This is a genomic window from Paraburkholderia sp. SIMBA_053 (assembly GCF_046534895.1).
GTDB classification, from domain to species: Bacteria; Pseudomonadota; Gammaproteobacteria; order Burkholderiales; family Burkholderiaceae; genus Paraburkholderia; species Paraburkholderia caledonica.
In genome coordinates this window covers 1,182,060-1,198,084 of the sequence record NZ_JAWRXU010000002.1, presented here as the reverse complement: position 1 = coordinate 1,198,084, position 16,025 = coordinate 1,182,060, and the positions used below count along the sequence as shown (strand labels likewise).

The following is a 16,025-nucleotide window of genomic DNA, read 5'->3' as shown; positions in this document are numbered from 1 at the left end:
CACGCAAGCGCCGCCAGTGGTCAAACGTCAAACGTCAAACGTCTAACGTCTAACGTCTCAAGGTTTGTCGATCAATGTCCTGGTCGCTTCGGCGACGAGGCTGCGCAGCCAGCGCACTTCATCGGAGTAATGCACGCGCTCGTGCCACAGCTGGTAGTACTGCATCGGCGGAAAGTCGAGCGGCGCGGGCACCACGGTCAGCGGCAGGAACTTGGCGTAGTAATCGGCGAAGAGGCGCGTCGTCGTGAAGATCAGGTCGGACTTGATCAGCACGTACGGCGCGAGATTGAAGTATGGCAGCGTGACGACCACGTGGCGTTTGAGCCGCTCGCGCGCGAGGTGCACGTCAATCGCGCCGCGCTGACCCACCGAGTACGGAGTCGGCGCGAGATGCGGGGCGTTCAGGTATTGGTCGAGCGTGAGCCCGCCGCGTTTGGCGAACGGATGCGCGTTGCTCATCAGGCAGACGATCTGATCGACGAACAGGTTCGACAGATGCAGTTGCTCAGGCGGCTCGGGCCAGTTGCCCACGACGATGTCGAGCTTGCCGTCTTCGAGCGCGAGTTCGTAGTCGAACGCGGGACCGAGCGAGTGAAACTCGAGCGTCGCATTCGGCGCCGCCTGGCGAAACCGCTCGACCACCGTCGGCACGAACAGCACGTTCAGGTAGTCCGGGCAACCGATGCGGTAGCAGCGAATCGAAGTGGCCGGGTCGAAATTGTGTTGCTGGAACTTGATGCGTTCGATCTCGCGCAGCGCGTTTTGCACCGGTTCGAGGAGGCGCAGGCCGTATTCGGTGGGCACCATGCCGGATTTGCCGCGCACGAGCAGCGGGTCGCCGGTAATGTCGCGCAACCGGCGCAGCGCGGCGCTGATGGCGGGTTGCGACTGGTTCAGTTTGACGGCCGCGCGCGTGACGCTGCGTTCCATCAACAAGGTGTGCAAGACGCGCAGAAGGTAGGTATCGATCGCCTCGCGTTGCTGACTCATGACTTCTCCGAAATATATGTTCTGGCTGATCGAGTGGGGGCGTGGGTATATGCGTTTTAATATGAACGAAAAACGGCGTCAAGAGAGACATACCCGCAGAGCTTGCTGTGGCGCGGGTTTGCGGGAATTTTGGCCGCTCGACTGAGCGGGTCGAATTAGGTATTGTCATCCGGTTGTGGTGACGGATCGACCGCCGGCAAGGTGGACGACCGCGCAGCAACCGCAGTCACCGACGCACTACGGAATCACATGAGCGACTCTTTTTATAGCGACGGCGCCGCCGCGCAGCCGGCAACGAGGCCGGAACAGGCGGCGCCCCGGTTGATGCTCAAAGGCATCACCAAACAATACCCCGCCGTGCGGGCCAACGACGACGTCACGCTGATCGTCGCGCCGGGCGAGATCCACGCCGTGCTTGGCGAAAACGGCGCGGGCAAGAGCACGCTGATGAAGGTGATCTACGGCGCGGTGCGGCCCGATGCCGGAGAGATTCAATGGGAAGGCGAAGCGGTCGAGATCGCGAGCCCGGCGGCCGCGCGCAAGCTCGGCATTGGCATGGTGTTTCAGCACTTTTCGCTGTTCGAAACGCTCACGGTCGGCGAAAACATTGCGCTTGCACTCGACGAACCCTTCGATCTCAAAGCGCTGTCCAAACGCATTCGCGAAGTTTCCGCCGACTACGGCCTCGACATCGACCCGCAGCGTCATGTGCATAGCCTGACGGTGGGCGAGCGGCAGCGCGTCGAAATCGTGCGTTGCCTGCTGCAGAACCCGCGTTTGCTGATCATGGACGAACCCACGTCCGTGCTCACGCCGCAAGCGGTGCGCAAACTCTTCGCGACGCTGCGGCGGCTCGCGGCCGAAGGCTGCAGCATTCTCTACATCAGCCACAAGCTCGATGAAATCCAGGAACTATGCGACACGGCGACGGTGATGCGCGGCGGCCGTGTCACCGGCCACGTGAAGCCGAAAGAGCAAACGCATGCGTCGCTCGCGCAGTTGATGGTCGGCCATTCGCTGCCCGACTACACTCGTCGCGCGCATAATCCGGGCGCGGTACTGCTCGATGTGAAGGCGTTGTCGGTGACGAGCGACGACCCGTTCGGCACGTCGCTCGAGAACGTGTCGTTCGCCGTTCACGCGGGCGAGATCTTCGGCATTGCGGGCGTCTCGGGCAACGGTCAGGCGGAATTGCTGTCGGCGCTCTCAGGAGAGAAGCGCGGCCTGCGAGCGGACGCCGTCACCATTTGCGGCAAGCCAGCGGGGCGGCTTGGCGCAGGCGGCCGGCGCGCGCTTGGCTTCGGTTTCGTGCCGGAAGAGCGCCTGGGCCGGGGTGCCGTGCCCGCAATGACGCTGTCCGAAAACGCGCTGCTCACCGCGCATCGTCAGAAGATGGTCAACTCGGGCTGGATCAACTCGGGCGCGATGCGAGCATTTGCCCGGCGCTGCATTGAAGCCTTCGATGTGCGATGTGGCGGCTCCGAGGCGCTCGCGCAAAGCCTGTCGGGCGGCAATCTGCAGAAGTACATCATGGGCCGCGAGATACTGCAGGCGCCGAAGGTGCTGGTGGTCGCGCAACCCACATGGGGCGTCGACGTGGGCGCGGCGGCCTTCATTCGCCAGCAGTTGCTCGATCTGTCGGCAAGCGGCGTGGCGATCCTCGTGATTTCCGAGGAACTCGAAGAACTGTTCGACATCTGCGATCGCATTGCGGTGCTCGCGGGCGGCAGGCTCTCGCCGGTGCGCGCAACCGGCGCCACCAACGCCGAGGAAATCGGCCGCTGGATGGCGGGCCTTTTCGGTGGCCGCGAGGGCACGGCGCCTTCAGCGGAACAGCCGGCGCATGTTTGAGCCGCGGTATCTCCCGGCATCTGTCTCCGCGTCCGTTATCAGAACCCGAAAAAACACACGCTACCCATGATTCTTCCGTATCGACTCGAAGCGCGCACGACGCCCTCGCGCACCATGCAACTCGCCGTGCCGCTGATCGCGGCATTGCTCACACTCGCCATTGGCTTCGTGATTTTCGGCCTCGTCGGCCGTGATCCGCTGCAAGCGATGCACGCGTTCTTCATCGAACCGCTGTCGAGCGTGAACGGCTGGTCGGAGCTTCTGCTCAAGGCTTCTCCGTTGTGCCTGATCGGTCTCGGGCTTGCGATCGGATATCGCGCGAATGTATGGAACATCGGCGCGGAAGGGCAGATGCTGCTCGGCGGCATTGCCGCGAGCGGCGTCGCGATCTATTTCGATCAGGCGACCGGCTGGTGGATTTTGCCGCTCATGATGATCGCCGGCGTGATCGGCGGCATGCTGTGGGCGGCGATTCCCGCGTTGCTGAAAAGCCGTTTCAACACCAACGAGATTCTCGTGAGCCTCATGCTCACGTACGTGGCCACGCAACTGCTGATCTATCTGGTGAGCGGCCCTTGGCGCGATCCGCAGGGCATGAATTTCCCGCTGTCGGAAATGTTCAGCGGCGACGCACTCTATCCGACGTTTTACGGCGACTGGCACTGGAAATGGCTGCGCGGCACGCGTCTGAATGCGTCGGTGTTCGTCACGCTGATTGCGATCCCGCTCGTCTGGCTCTTCATGCGCAAAAGCTTTGCCGGTTACCGGATGAACGTCGGCGGTCTTGCGCCGCTTGCCGCCCGTTACGCAGGCTTCTCGGACAAGAAAACTATCTGGATGTCGCTTCTGATCAGCGGCGGACTCGCGGGCCTCGCGGGCATGGGCGAGATCGCCGGGCCTATCGGCCAGTTGCAGGCGACGTGGTCGCCGGGTTACGGCTTTACGGCAATCATCGTCGTGTTCGTCGGACGGCTGCATCCTGTCGGCATCGTGCTCGCAAGCCTGCTGATGGCGTTGCTGTATCTCGGCGGCGAAGCAGTGCAGACTTCGATGCAGTTGCCGCAGGCGCTCTCAGGCGTGTTCCAGGGACTGCTGCTGTTCTGCCTGCTCGGCGCCGATCTGTTCGTAAATTACCGCGTACGCCGGCGCTCCGTTGCCGCGCAAGCCCACTGACCCGTCTAACGCTTCGCTGCCGCAATCCATGGATATTCAACAAGCCAGCGCGCTCACTTCGAGCGCCGTCACCGCCGCGATTCCGCTGATGTTCGCGGGCGCGGGCGAACTCGTCACCGAGAAGTCGGGCGTTCTCAATCTCGGCGTGGAGGGCATGATGCTGATGGGCGCCGTGACCGGCTACGCAGTCACCGCGATCACCGGCAATCCCTGGCTCGGCGTGCTCGCCGCGATCGGCGCGGGCCTCGCCATGTCGCTGCTGTTCGCGTTTCTCACGCTGACCATGCTCGCCAACCAGGTCGCCACGGGCCTGTCTCTAACCATCTTCGGCATCGGCCTGTCCGCGTATGTCGGCAAGCCGTACACGTCGGCGGCGGTACGCGCGACCATCGACACGTGGACCATTCCAGGTCTCTCGAAGATTCCGGTGCTCGGTCCCGCGCTTTTCAGTCTCACGCCGCTCGATTACCTCGCGTTTCTGATGTTCGCGGTAATCGGCTGGTTTCTGTATCGCACGCGCGCGGGGCTCGTGTTGCGCTCGGTCGGCGAGTCGCCGCAGGTCGCGCATTCGGTAGGCTTCCCGGTGGTAGGCGTGCGCTATGGCGCGGTCGCATTCGGCGGCGGCATGGCGGGACTGGCCGGCGGCTATTATTCGATCGTCAATCTGCACCTCTGGCAGGAGCAACTCACATCGGGCCGAGGCTGGATCGCGCTCGCGCTTGTCGTGTTCGCGACGTGGCGCCCGGGGCGCCTGCTGATCGGCGCGCTGCTGTTCGGCGCCGTGACCGGCCTGCAGTTCTACGCGCAGGCGATCGGCGTGCCGGTGCCGACGCAATTCCTCGCGATGCTGCCGTACGTCGCGACGGTCGTCGTGCTGGTGCTGATCTCGCGCAACCCGAACACGATCCGCCTGAACGCGCCGGCATCGCTTGGCAAGCCGTTTTTCTCGGCAGGCTGAGGATCGTCGGCAAGTGCTCCCCAAATCTCAAATCAATCGATAAACACGACAGGAGAAAACATGAAGAGAAGAAATCTGCTGACCGCTTTTGCCTGGGGCGCGGCGTCGCTCGGGCTGGTTGCGTCGCTGCCGCAGGCCGCGCAAGCCGCGGACGCGCCGGGCGTGGCGTTCGTCTATCTGGGCAATCCGGGCGATGCAGGCTGGACGTTCGCGCACGACCAGGGTTCGAAGGAAGCCGAAGCGAAGTTCGGCAACAAGGTCAAGATCACGCGTATCGAGAACGTGCCGGAATCGGCCGACTCCGAGCGCGTATTCCGCGATCTCGCGAACAAGGGCAACAAGATCATCATCGGTTCGAGCTTCGGCTATCAGGACTTCGAACTCAAAGTCGCGAAGGACTTTCCGGACACCGTTTTCCTGCACGCAACCGGGTACAAGAAGGCGCCGAATTTCGGGACTTACGACGTGCGCATGTACCAGGGCGCATACCTCGCCGGCGTGGCCGCCGGTTACGTGACGAAGACGAACACGCTCGGCTTCGTCGCTTCGGTGCCGATTCCGGAAGTGGTTCGCAACATCAATGCGTACACCCTCGGCGCGCGCTCGGTGAATCCGAAAGTGCACACCAAGGTCATCTGGATCAATAGCTGGTTCGATCCGGGCAAGGAGAAGCAGGCCGCCGAAACGCTGATCGGCCAGGGCGCGGACGTGCTGTTGCAAAACACGGATTCGAGCGCGACGCTCGCGACCGCATCCGAGAAACATGTGCATGCGTTCGGCTGGGATTCGGACATGAAAAAGTTCGGCCCGAGCGCGCATCTGGGTTCGGTGGTCGCGCACTGGGGCGTGTACTACAACGCGGCGATCCAGCAGGTGCTCGACGGCAAATGGAAGAACGACCCGGTGTGGTGGGGCATTCCGCAGAAGGCCGTCGATCTGGAAGACCTGAACACGTCGGCGATTCCGGCTGACGCGCAGAAGAAGGTCGCCGCGAAGCGCGACGAACTGGCGGGCGGCAAGTGGGATGTGTTCGCCGGTCCGATCAAGGACCAGTCCGGCACGGTGAAGGTGCCGGCCGGCAAGACCCTGACCGATCCGGAGTTGCAGCGTCTGAACTGGTACGTGGAAGGCGTGGACGGTTCGTTGCCGAAATAACGCGCTACATTGCGGCGGGCCGCCGCCGCATGAAAAGACTGCCGGGGCCGCGTCCGCCACGGACGCGGCTCTTCCAGTTCAGTCGGGCGCTGTCCGGCGGCTCTACGTCGCCGGCGTTAGCCGCATCAATCGTCGATGCGCAAGCCCACTTTGATCGTCACCTGCCAGAAGGCGACTTTGTCGTTTTCGATCTGGCCCCGGGTTTCCGTCACTTCGAACCAGTGCAGATTGCGCAGCGTTTTCGACGCCTTCGCAATGGCGGTGCTGATGGCGTCGTCAATCGATTTCGGCGATGAGCCGGTCAGTTCAATCTGCTTGTAGACGTGGTCTGACATGAAGTCTCTCCTTTGATCTTCGTTGGCGTTCAGAAAGTATAGGTAACGCGCGCGGGTAAAACGTCAGTCGCGTGACGATCCGATGTTGCATGGGGCGTGCCCGCTCAACCAGGCCGGAAGGGCCGATGCCGCTATTTGCCGCGTGCCTGGCGCCAGCTGATCGTGTGAACGGCGCGCGGACAGGCCGACGCGAGCCGGTTTTCGGCGTTCATCGACATTTTTCAGACGCCGCGCGCCGTCACCGGCCGGCCACGCATCGCGCGTGGGCTGGATTCGCGATAACCTGCTAAAATGCTGGGTTTTTCGCCGATATCACATTCAAAGGGACGCGCCGTGCTGTCTACTGCCAACATCACCATGCAATTCGGGCCAAAGCCCCTGTTCGAGAACATCTCGGTCAAATTCGGGGGAGGGAACCGCTATGGCCTGATCGGTGCAAACGGCTGCGGCAAGTCCACCTTCATGAAAATCCTGGGCGGCGATCTGGAGCCGAGCTCGGGCAACGTGATGCTCGAGCCGAACGTGCGCCTCGGTAAATTGCGCCAGGACCAGTTCGCGTATGAAGACGTGCGTGTGCTCGACGTCGTGATGATGGGCCACGCAGAAATGTGGGCCGCCATGACCGAGCGCGACGCGATCTACGCGAACCCCGACGCGACCGACGACGACTACATGCACGCGGCCGAACTCGAAGCGAAGTTCGCCGAATACGACGGCTACACCGCCGAGGCGCGCGCGGGCGAACTGCTGCTCGGCATCGGTATCGCGATTGAAGACCACAACGGCCCGATGAGCAACGTCGCGCCTGGCTGGAAGCTGCGCGTGCTGCTCGCGCAGGCGCTGTTCTCGAAGCCGGACGTGCTGCTGCTCGACGAGCCGACCAACAACCTGGACATCAACTCGATCCGCTGGCTGGAAGACGTGCTCAACCAGTACAACTCGACGATGATCATCATCTCGCACGATCGACACTTCCTGAACCAGGTCTGCACGCACATGGCCGACATGGACTTCGGCACGCTGAAGGTCTATCCGGGCAATTACGACGACTACATGCTGGCCAGCACGCAGGCGCGCGAGCGTCAGCAGAACGCGAATGCGAAGGCGAAGGAGCGTGTCGCCGACCTGCAGGACTTCGTGCGCCGCTTCTCCGCGAACAAGTCGAAGGCGCGCCAGGCAACCAGCCGTCTGAAGATGATCGACAAGATCAAGATCGAGGAATTCAAGCCGTCGTCGCGGCAGAATCCGTTTATTCGCTTCGAGTTCGAAAAGAAGCTGCACAACATCGCGGTGGTCGCGGACAGCATTTCGAAGAAGTACGAGCGCACCATCTTCAATAATTTCAGCATCAGCGTGCAGCCTGGTGAGCGGATCGCAATCATCGGCGAGAACGGCGCAGGCAAGACCACGCTGTTGCGCTCGCTGCTCGGCAATCTGCAACTCGATCACGGCACGGTGAAGTGGGCCGAGAATGCGAACGTCGGCTACATGCCGCAGGACACGTACGAAGAGTTTCCGAACGACGTCACGTTGATGGACTGGATCGACTCCTATCGCAAGGAAGGCGACGACGAGCAGATGGTGCGCGGCACGCTGGGCCGTCTCCTGTTCAATGCCGACGACATCCGCAAGTCGGTCAAGGTGCTGTCGGGCGGCGAGAAGGGCCGCATGATCTGGGGCAAGCTGATGCTGGGCCGCCATAACGTGCTGCTCATGGACGAGCCGACCAACCACATGGACATGGAATCTATCGAGTCGCTGCAAATCGCGCTCGACAAGTTCGAAGGCACATTGATTTTCGTGTCGCACGACCGCGAGTTCGTGAGCGGGCTGGCCAACCGGATCATCGAAGTGAAGACCGACGGCACGCTGAACGACTTCGGCGGGAATTACGAAGACTTCCTGGCGAGCCAAGGCGTGCAGTAAGCGTCTGACAAGCAGGGTTGGCGAAGCCATTGACCGCCGGGTGTGCCCGTCGGAAACATGGCTTCCAGGAACGGCGGTCCGGCATGCCTGTGCATGCCGGGCCGCCGTTTTTCATTTGGCCGGCGGCTGGCCCGATGACAGGATCGTGCTTAGTTTCGTGCCACCTATCGATTCGCAATCCGCCTGCCTCGGTTCCGTCCATTGCACGGCGACGCCGCGCACTACGGGGCGGACCATCCGCCACGGCCAGAAGCCGAAGCGCTGCGAACCGCTGTACTCGACGATTGCATCGGCTCCGCGCAGTTGCGCATACTCCGCCATTTTCGGAAGGATGTCCGCGACGCCGCCGTAGGTGCCTTTGCCGATCTTCACGTTCTTGATGACCTTGTACTTCTGACTCGCCGGCGGCAGCCGTGCAAAGAAGCAGAAGTTGCCAAGGCCGGCGGGAAGATCGGCCACTGGATGCGCGGCCTCTTTCGTGAGGTCCAGTTCAGCTTCAGATGCCGCGTCCGGCGCGGATTCCGCCGCGCGCGCGGTGCCTGCTGTCACGGCGATAGCCATCAGCGCGGCGATCAGCGAAAGTTTCGGATGTCGTGTGGGGTTCATGTTGGTCTCGACGTCTAACGCCACGGGGCGGGCGCTTTCTTTTGAAGCCGGATAGTAAGCGAGCGCGGCGCTATTGGCTACCCGGATTCCAGACCAGGGCGGCGGCGCGTTCGTCGCGACGCTGATTACAATAGGACCATTAATGTCCGCAGACAGAGGCCGACCATCATGAAGACCTACGACAAACTCTATATCGACGGAAAATGGATTGCGCCCTGTGGCACCGGCACGATCGACGTGGTGGATTCGGGCACCGAGGAAGTCATGGGGCGCATCCCCGAGGGCGTCGAAGCCGATGCCGAAAGCGCGATTGCCGCTGCGCGCGTGGCCTTCGACGGCTGGGCCGCGACGCCCGCTGCGCAGCGCAGCGAGTATTTACGGCGCATTGCGGAAAACCTGAAAGCGCGCACCGATGAACTGGCTGCGCTGATCGCGGGCGAAGTAGGCATGCCGCTGAAGCTCTCGCGCGCCATTCAGGTGGGCAGCCCCGTGTACAACTGGAACGCGTATGCGAAACTCGCCGGCGAGTTCGAATTCGAGACGCGCGTCGGCAATTCGCTTGTCGTGCGCGAACCGGTCGGCGTGGTCGCCGCCATCACGCCTTGGAATTACCCGCTCAATCAGATTACGCTGAAGGTGGCGGCGGCGCTGGCCGCCGGTTGCACGGTCGTGCTCAAGCCTTCGGAAATCGCGCCTTTGAATGCCTTTGTGCTCGCCGAGGCGATTCACGAAGCCGGGCTGCCTGCCGGCGTGTTCAATCTCGTCAGCGGTTACGGGCCGGTCGTCGGCGAGATTCTCGCGAGTCATCCATCGGTCGATATGGTGTCGTTCACCGGTTCCACGCGCGCGGGCAAGCGTGTGGCGGAACTGGCGTCGGCGACGATCAAGCGCGTCGCGCTCGAACTGGGCGGCAAGTCGGCCTCGGTGATTCTCGACGACGCCGACTTCGCCGCCGCGGTGAAAGGCACCGTCGGCGCGTGCTTCCTGAACTCGGGGCAAACGTGCTCCGCACACACACGCATGCTGGTCCCCGAGGCTCGCTACGACGAAGCGCGAGCGCTCGCGAAACAGGTGGCCGAGACATATGCAGCCGGCGATCCGCGCGATGAGAAAACGCGCCTCGGGCCATTGGCATCCGCGGCGCAGCAGGCGCGAGTGCAGCAATACATCGCGAAAGGAATCGAGGAGGGCGCCGAACTGGTGACCGGCGGCGCGGGGCTGCCCGACGGCGTGTCGAAAGGCTTCTTCGTCAAGCCTACTGTGTTCGGCCGGGTGCATCCCAAAGCGACGATCGCGCAAGAGGAGATCTTCGGCCCGGTCTTGTCCATTCTGACCTACAAGGACGAAGAAGAGGCGATTCGGATTGCCAACGATTCGCCGTATGGACTGGGCGGCGCGGTGTGGGCGGGCAGCGACGAGCGCGCCCAAGGTGTTGCGCGCCGCATCCGTACAGGCCAGATCGACATCAACGGCGGCGCATGGAATATGGCCGCGCCGTTCGGCGGCTTCAAGCAATCGGGCTTTGGACGCGAAAACGGCGTCTACGGGCTCGAGGAATACCTCGAACTCAAATCGATGCAGTTCAAAGTTTGATCCGGATGACCGGCGTCAAGCACCCGGCACGCGCGCGAACCTCATTCGCGCACTGCTTGACCTGACGCAACCCCGGCTGCGGCCGACGGACGATGATCGGCGATTCGCTAATCGTCCGTCGGATCAGTCATGCTCCAGTCTCACTCCTTTTCACCGCTAGTTATCCGCGGCCGCTCGCTACTGCCGATCGTGCAGGGCGGCATGGGCGTCGGTATCTCAGCGCACCGGCTCGCAGGCAGCGTCGCACGCGAGGGCGCGCTCGGCACCATTGCCAGCATCGATCTGCGCCATCACCATCCGGACCTCGTCGAGCGTTGCAGCCGGTCGGCCGACCACGCCACGCTGGAACAGGCCAACCTCACAGCGCTCGCACGCGAAATCCACGCGGCGAAGGAGCTTAGCGAAGGCCGCGGCATGATCGCCGTCAACGTGATGAAGGCGGTCAGCGCGCAGGCCGATTACGTGCGCGTGGCTTGCGAAAGCGGCGCCGATGCAATCGTGATGGGCGCGGGTCTGCCGCTCGACCTGCCGGAGATGACCCAAGGCCGCGATATCGCGCTGATTCCGATCCTGTCGGACAGCCGCGGCGTTGCGCTCGTGCTGAAAAGGTGGATGAAAAAAGGCCGCTTGCCCGACGCTGTCGTGATAGAACATCCGGCGCACGCGGGCGGTCATCTGGGCGTCGCGAACATCGCCGATATGAACGATCAGCGCTTTGACTTCATGCGGATTCTGCAGGAGCTCGACGCCGTATTCGTCTCTCTCGGGCTCGATCGCAAGCAGGTGCCTTTGATCCTCGCGGGCGGCATCAATAGCCATGAGGCCGTGCGCGCGCTGCTCAACGCGGGGGCGAACGGTGTGCAACTCGGCACGCCGTTCGCCGTGACCGAGGAAGGCGACGCGCATCCGAATTTCAAGCGCGTGCTCGCCGATGCGGCGCCGGAAGATATCGTCGAATTCGTCAGCGTGACCGGCTTGCCCGCCCGCGCGGTGAAAACGCCATGGCTCACGCGCTATTTGCGGCATGAAAGCAGGATTCGCGACAAGGTCGGCGCGCTCAAACACGCGTGCCCGACGGCGCTCGAGTGTCTGAGCGTGTGTGGCTGGCGCGACGGCGTGGAGAAGTTCGGCCATTTTTGCATCGACACGCGGCTCGCGGCGGCCTTGCGTGGTGACGTAGCGAATGGTCTCTTTTTCCGCGGTAAAGAAGCGCTGCCGTTCGGCCCGGCGATTCGCAGCGTGCACGATCTGCTCGAACTGCTGCTGACCGGCGTGACGCGACCGGCTGTCGCAGGGCGCTGTGCTTTCTCGCCCGGTTGACGGGAGTCAACTTGCCGCGCGGCTAGAGCTTCGACAATCCCCGCACATGACCAACAATCGGGGAAGTAGATGAAACTCTCGCTCAACAGGATCAGGACCGCCGCCGTTGCATCGAGCCTGCTATTCGCGGCCGCGGTAGCGCCCCAGGCACATGCTGCCGGCGACGACACACTGAGCGGCATTCACGCCGGCGATGTGCTCGTGCGTCTACGCGCGATCAGCATCGTGCCGAACGTAGACACGACCGGCACGCTGTCCGCGCTGAACGTCGGCGTCAACAACGCAACCGTGCCTGAACTGGATCTGACCTACATGATCCGCGACTATCTCGGCGTCGAATTGATTCTCGGCACGTCGCGTCATCAGCTCACGTCGAGCGTCGGCGGCCTGGGCGGCGTAAACGTATTGCCGCCGACATTGCTGCTGCAATATCACTTCAATCACGCAGGGCGCGTGCGTCCGTATGTCGGCGCGGGTCTGAACTACACGCTGTTCTACAACAACGGTCTGCACGTCGGCGCGCAGCCGGTGTCGATCAGCAATCACAGTTTCGGTCCGGCGTTGCAGGCGGGCGTTGACGTCCAGGTGACGAAGTCGCTGTTCGTGAACGCGGACATCAAGAAAATCTGGATGCATACGGACGCGTCGCTCAACGGTCAGCCGCTTGGCCGCGTGAGCATCGATCCGGTGGTGGTGGGGCTAGGTGTGGGTATGCGCTTCTAGTCGCTTCTGGGCGCTTCCAGTCGCATCGTGCCGGCATCGAGCGAGCTTTGCCGGAACATTCTGCATGACTATTCCGGCGAAGTTTCAAAGCTTGTCGTTCTGAAAGCGCATGGCCGTGCCTTCCTGCTCGATGCGTACCCATACGGCCCGCTTTTCTTCGTCGCTGAGAAAAACCCAGTTCGACACTTCGCCGGCGGTGCGGCCGCAGCCTTTGCAGATGTCGTCGAACAGCGTGGAACACACGCCGATGCACGGGCTGTCGGGAAGAGCGTGGAGGTTGGAAGCCATCGGAAACCTTGCAGCAGGGAAGCGGAGTTCCGCTATGTTAACCGATACGAAGCATGAGACCCGCCGAGCCGGGCAGCGTATCGAAAAGTGCAGTCAGTTGCACGTCGACAAGCGCATTGACAAGCACAGCGGCCCAAGCGCGCCGCTGCCTGATCCTCAGTGTCACCGCGCAATGCTGTAACCGATGCGCGCCATCCAGTGCTGACGGTTGTTGTAGTCGAGCAGGTCTTCGCCGTAGCCGTTGAAGTAGCCGATCCACAAGTAGCCGCCCCACGCGCTGTTCAGCAACTTTGCGAGCGGATAGGTGAATTGCGTATCCACGCTGCCGTACCAGTGCTTGGTGCCTTTGCGCAGCGTGGTCGCAAGCTGCCAGCCGTCGGGGCTGCCGTACTTGACGAGCAGATCGACATAGCCCCGATAGTCCGCAATGTCGGGGTTACTTTCCTTGCCGAAGTAATAGTAGATTTTCGGCGACACCGTCAGATGGTTGGCCGTCAGATCGCCGAATTCCCACGTCGGGCGGATGAACGGCATGTTGATGCTGCGCGAATCGGCTCCACCCTTGCCGTTCGATTCATGCGCGACGCCTGCGGCGAAGCCCATCCGCGTAAAGAGCGGACTGCGCCAGCCTGTGTCCGGCACGTAGTAGAACAGTTGCGGCGAGTAGGTGGTGTCGCGGAACGGCCGGGATTCGGCGGACAGATCCCATATCGACGTCTGCGTGTACGCGAAGTACAGATTGTCGATGAACGCCTTCGAGCGCAGGTCGTCGGGAATGCGCAATCGATACTTGAAGCTCAGTTGCAGCCGCGCGTTGGTGTCGCCGTTGTGGCCGACGGCGAAGTACATCGGCTCGTAGTAGGAGACGTGCGCGAACACGCCGCGTCCGGTGGTCGACAGAGAGTCGCCGGGCGGCGAGATGGCGTCGCCCGTGGGGCCGTCGAGCGCCGCCGCCGTCGCCGCAGCCTGCGCGGGCGTGCTCGCCTGGGTCTCGCTGCGCTCGGCCTGCGCAATCGCCTCCTGCTGCGGACCGCGATTTATCACGACGAGCGCCGGCGATGCATCGAAGCCGACCGGATCGATACGCATCTCGCCGCGCGCCGATTCCGGCCACGGCGCTGAAAAACGCACTTTGCGAAACTGCCCCGGCCGCAGACGCAGCGTGTCGGGCACGCCCGCTTCCCGCGCGAGTTCGAGCGGCTGCGGCGCTTGTTCGCCGCCGGTCAGATTCACGCGCAAGGTTTGCGGCACGGTGACGGTTAATGGGTGGCCGTCGTCGGCGGAATAGAGCAGCGTGAGCTGCAACGGCTCACGGGCCGCCGCGATGCGCGCGGGCTGCAGCATCGCGACTGTGGCGGCAGCCTCGCCCGGCAACGCGCCTGACAATGCGAAGACGGTGAAAGCCAGTGTGAGTCTGCTGCGGCGTGGAGAGAGATGAGCGCGGCGAATCGTCACGAAGATGCGGCGAGCAAAACGGTCGAATGAAGCAACAAGGTGCATGGGCTGTCGTCCAGGAGCGAGGCTGCGAGCGAAACGACGCGGCGCGTCTCGAATGAGATCATGCGCGGCGCCTGCTTTCGCCGCCGCGTCGATGCGAGAGGCGAGGAGGTGGCAAAAGAATGGCTGCCGGGCGGCTACGAGAACCGCAGGCAGCCACCGTGATTCACAGCAGCACGGTGCGGCGGCTCGGCAATCGGCGGCGCCGCACAGGTTGAATACTAAAAGATTATTTACAACTTGACTGCAACCGCCGGCGAAGTTGCATTACAAGCGGGTCTAACGCCGAGGCGCCCTCAATTGCCGAACGCGACCTGCCAGAGCAGCGCTCCGTTGAGCATGATGATGAAGGTGGCCGACATCCACGCCAGCACCAGCGCTACGCCGTGCACTCGCCAGCCGCGCATCAGACGTGCATCCGATGCGTAACGGATCAACGGTACGACCGCCAGCGGCAATTGCAGGCTTAGCACGACCTGGCTCGCGACCAGCAACTGGTTGGAGCCCTCCTGGCCGTACATCGTCACGGCCACGAGCGCCGGCCCGATGGCCAGCGCGCGCGTGAGCAGCGCGCGTTTCCAGCGCGGCAGGCGCAGTTGCAGGAAGCCCTCCATGACCGCTTGGCCCGCCAGCGTGCCGGTCACGGTCGCGCTCAGGCCGCACGCCAGCAGCGCCGACGCGAACAGAATCCCGGCCCAGTGCGTGCCCAGCAGCGGCGCAATCAGGCGGTGAGCGTCCGCGAGATCGGTGACGTCGCGATGGCCGCTCGCATGAAACACGGCCGCCGCGACGATCAGCAGCGCTGCATTGATCACGAAGGCAAAGAGGAGCGAGCCGATGGTGTCGATGTTGACGACATGCAACGCGGCCTTGATCTGCGCGTCGCTGCTGTCGGGCGCGTGATGCTTGACGAGCGACGAGTGCAAATAGAGGTTGTGCGGCATCACCGTGGCGCCGACGATGCCCGCCGCGAGCCACACCATCCCCGCGTTGCGCAATAGCTCGATGCTCGGCGCCGTGCCCGCCAGCGCCGCATGCCAGTCGGGTCGCGCGAGCGCCAGTTCGATCACGAAGCACAAGCCGACAAAACCGATCAGCGCCGCGATCACCGCTTCCAGCTTGCGGCCGCCTTTCTGCTGAAGCGCGAGCAGCGCGAATGTGCAGACAGCCGACATCAGCACACCGACAGTCAGCGATACTCCCAGTAGCAATTGCAGCGCGACGGCGCTGCCAACGACCTCGGCGACGTCGCAGGCGATGATCGCGACCTCGCTCGTCAGCCACAGAAAGATCGTGCGGCGCCGCCCCGAATGTTCGCGGCAAACCTGCGCGAGGTCGCGCCCGGTTACGACGCCCAGGCGCGACGACAGCCATTGCAGCAGCATTGCCATCATGCTCGCGAGCACGACCATGCCCAGCAACTGATAGCCATAGCCGGCGCCCGCGCCGAGCGCCGTGGCCCAATTGCCGGGATCGATATAGCCGACCGCGATCAGCGCCCCGGCGCCGACGAACGAGAACCAGTGCGCGGGTCCTTTTTCGGGTAGACGTCGACGGCGGTTAGGGCGCAGCGCGAACGGATTGGTGTTCATGGATGCCTGAGGTCAAAG

14 protein-coding genes are annotated in these 16,025 nt (G+C 63.2%); 8 read left to right on the top strand and 6 right to left on the bottom strand.

The annotated features are described in order from the left end of the window. Positions 1-57 precede the first annotated feature (57 nt). On the bottom strand, positions 58-990 hold the full coding sequence (locus tag SB753_RS11810) for a LysR substrate-binding domain-containing protein (protein WP_007181594.1): 933 nt from the start codon (positions 988-990) through the stop codon (positions 58-60). 249 nt (positions 991-1,239) lie between these two features. Here SB753_RS11810 and SB753_RS11805 point away from each other — a divergent pair, with 249 nt between their 5' ends. The 4 genes from SB753_RS11805 to SB753_RS11790 all read left to right on the top strand — a co-directional run bounded on the left by SB753_RS11805 (position 1,240) and on the right by SB753_RS11790 (position 6,127). Next, positions 1,240-2,841 (top strand): ABC transporter ATP-binding protein, encoded by a 1,602-nt coding sequence (locus tag SB753_RS11805; RefSeq protein ID WP_410800260.1) that lies wholly within the window; start codon positions 1,240-1,242, stop codon positions 2,839-2,841. A gap of 66 nt (positions 2,842-2,907) precedes the next feature. Beyond that, the gene (locus SB753_RS11800) at positions 2,908-4,014 is read left to right on the top strand and encodes an ABC transporter permease (protein WP_087753198.1); all 1,107 of its coding nucleotides are present in this window, start codon (positions 2,908-2,910) and stop codon (positions 4,012-4,014) included. A 28-nt stretch (positions 4,015-4,042) separates the two neighbouring features. Then, positions 4,043-4,972 (top strand): ABC transporter permease, encoded by a 930-nt coding sequence (locus SB753_RS11795; RefSeq protein WP_408191922.1) that lies wholly within the window; start codon positions 4,043-4,045, stop codon positions 4,970-4,972. A gap of 60 nt (positions 4,973-5,032) precedes the next feature. Beyond that, positions 5,033-6,127 (top strand): BMP family ABC transporter substrate-binding protein, encoded by a 1,095-nt coding sequence (locus SB753_RS11790; RefSeq protein WP_087753197.1) that lies wholly within the window; start codon positions 5,033-5,035, stop codon positions 6,125-6,127. A 125-nt stretch (positions 6,128-6,252) separates the two neighbouring features. On the opposite strand, the gene SB753_RS11785 is transcribed toward SB753_RS11790, so the two are convergent. Continuing rightward, positions 6,253-6,462 carry a dodecin gene (locus SB753_RS11785; RefSeq protein WP_020070181.1) on the bottom strand — a complete coding sequence of 70 codons (210 nt, stop codon included), beginning with the start codon at positions 6,460-6,462 and terminating at the stop codon, positions 6,253-6,255. A 333-nt stretch (positions 6,463-6,795) separates the two neighbouring features. On the opposite strand from SB753_RS11785, the gene SB753_RS11780 reads away from it, so the two are divergent. After that, positions 6,796-8,388 (top strand): ABC-F family ATPase, encoded by a 1,593-nt coding sequence (locus SB753_RS11780; protein WP_027804968.1) that lies wholly within the window; start codon positions 6,796-6,798, stop codon positions 8,386-8,388. A 111-nt stretch (positions 8,389-8,499) separates the two neighbouring features. On the opposite strand, the gene SB753_RS11775 is transcribed toward SB753_RS11780, so the two are convergent. Beyond that, complete coding sequence (locus tag SB753_RS11775) at positions 8,500-8,994, bottom strand: hypothetical protein (protein ID WP_087753196.1); 495 nt, start codon at positions 8,992-8,994, stop codon at positions 8,500-8,502. Between the two features lie 168 nt (positions 8,995-9,162). Between SB753_RS11775 and SB753_RS11770 the strand changes: the two genes are divergently transcribed. From SB753_RS11770 to SB753_RS11760, 3 genes are all read left to right on the top strand, one after another. Then, positions 9,163-10,587, top strand: coding sequence for an aldehyde dehydrogenase family protein (locus SB753_RS11770; RefSeq protein ID WP_410800259.1), 1,425 nt, complete (start codon positions 9,163-9,165; stop codon positions 10,585-10,587). A gap of 129 nt (positions 10,588-10,716) precedes the next feature. Then, entirely contained in the window at positions 10,717-11,907 is a 1,191-nt protein-coding gene (locus SB753_RS11765) for an NAD(P)H-dependent flavin oxidoreductase (RefSeq protein ID WP_410800258.1), read from the top strand. A gap of 69 nt (positions 11,908-11,976) precedes the next feature. Beyond that, complete coding sequence (locus tag SB753_RS11760; protein ID WP_410800257.1) at positions 11,977-12,630, top strand: OmpW/AlkL family protein; 654 nt, start codon at positions 11,977-11,979, stop codon at positions 12,628-12,630. Between the two features lie 84 nt (positions 12,631-12,714). On the opposite strand, the gene SB753_RS11755 is transcribed toward SB753_RS11760, so the two are convergent. From SB753_RS11755 to SB753_RS11745, 3 genes are all read right to left on the bottom strand, one after another. Continuing rightward, the gene (locus SB753_RS11755) at positions 12,715-12,918 is read right to left on the bottom strand and encodes a DUF1289 domain-containing protein (RefSeq protein WP_020070188.1); all 204 of its coding nucleotides are present in this window, start codon (positions 12,916-12,918) and stop codon (positions 12,715-12,717) included. A gap of 162 nt (positions 12,919-13,080) precedes the next feature. Further along, positions 13,081-14,418: a phospholipase A gene (locus tag SB753_RS11750; RefSeq protein WP_410800256.1), complete on the bottom strand. Its 1,338-nt coding sequence runs from the start codon at positions 14,416-14,418 to the stop codon at positions 13,081-13,083. 293 nt (positions 14,419-14,711) lie between these two features. Further along, positions 14,712-16,007 carry an Nramp family divalent metal transporter gene (locus SB753_RS11745; protein ID WP_020070191.1) on the bottom strand — a complete coding sequence of 432 codons (1,296 nt, stop codon included), beginning with the start codon at positions 16,005-16,007 and terminating at the stop codon, positions 14,712-14,714. Positions 16,008-16,025: the final 18 nt, after the last annotated feature.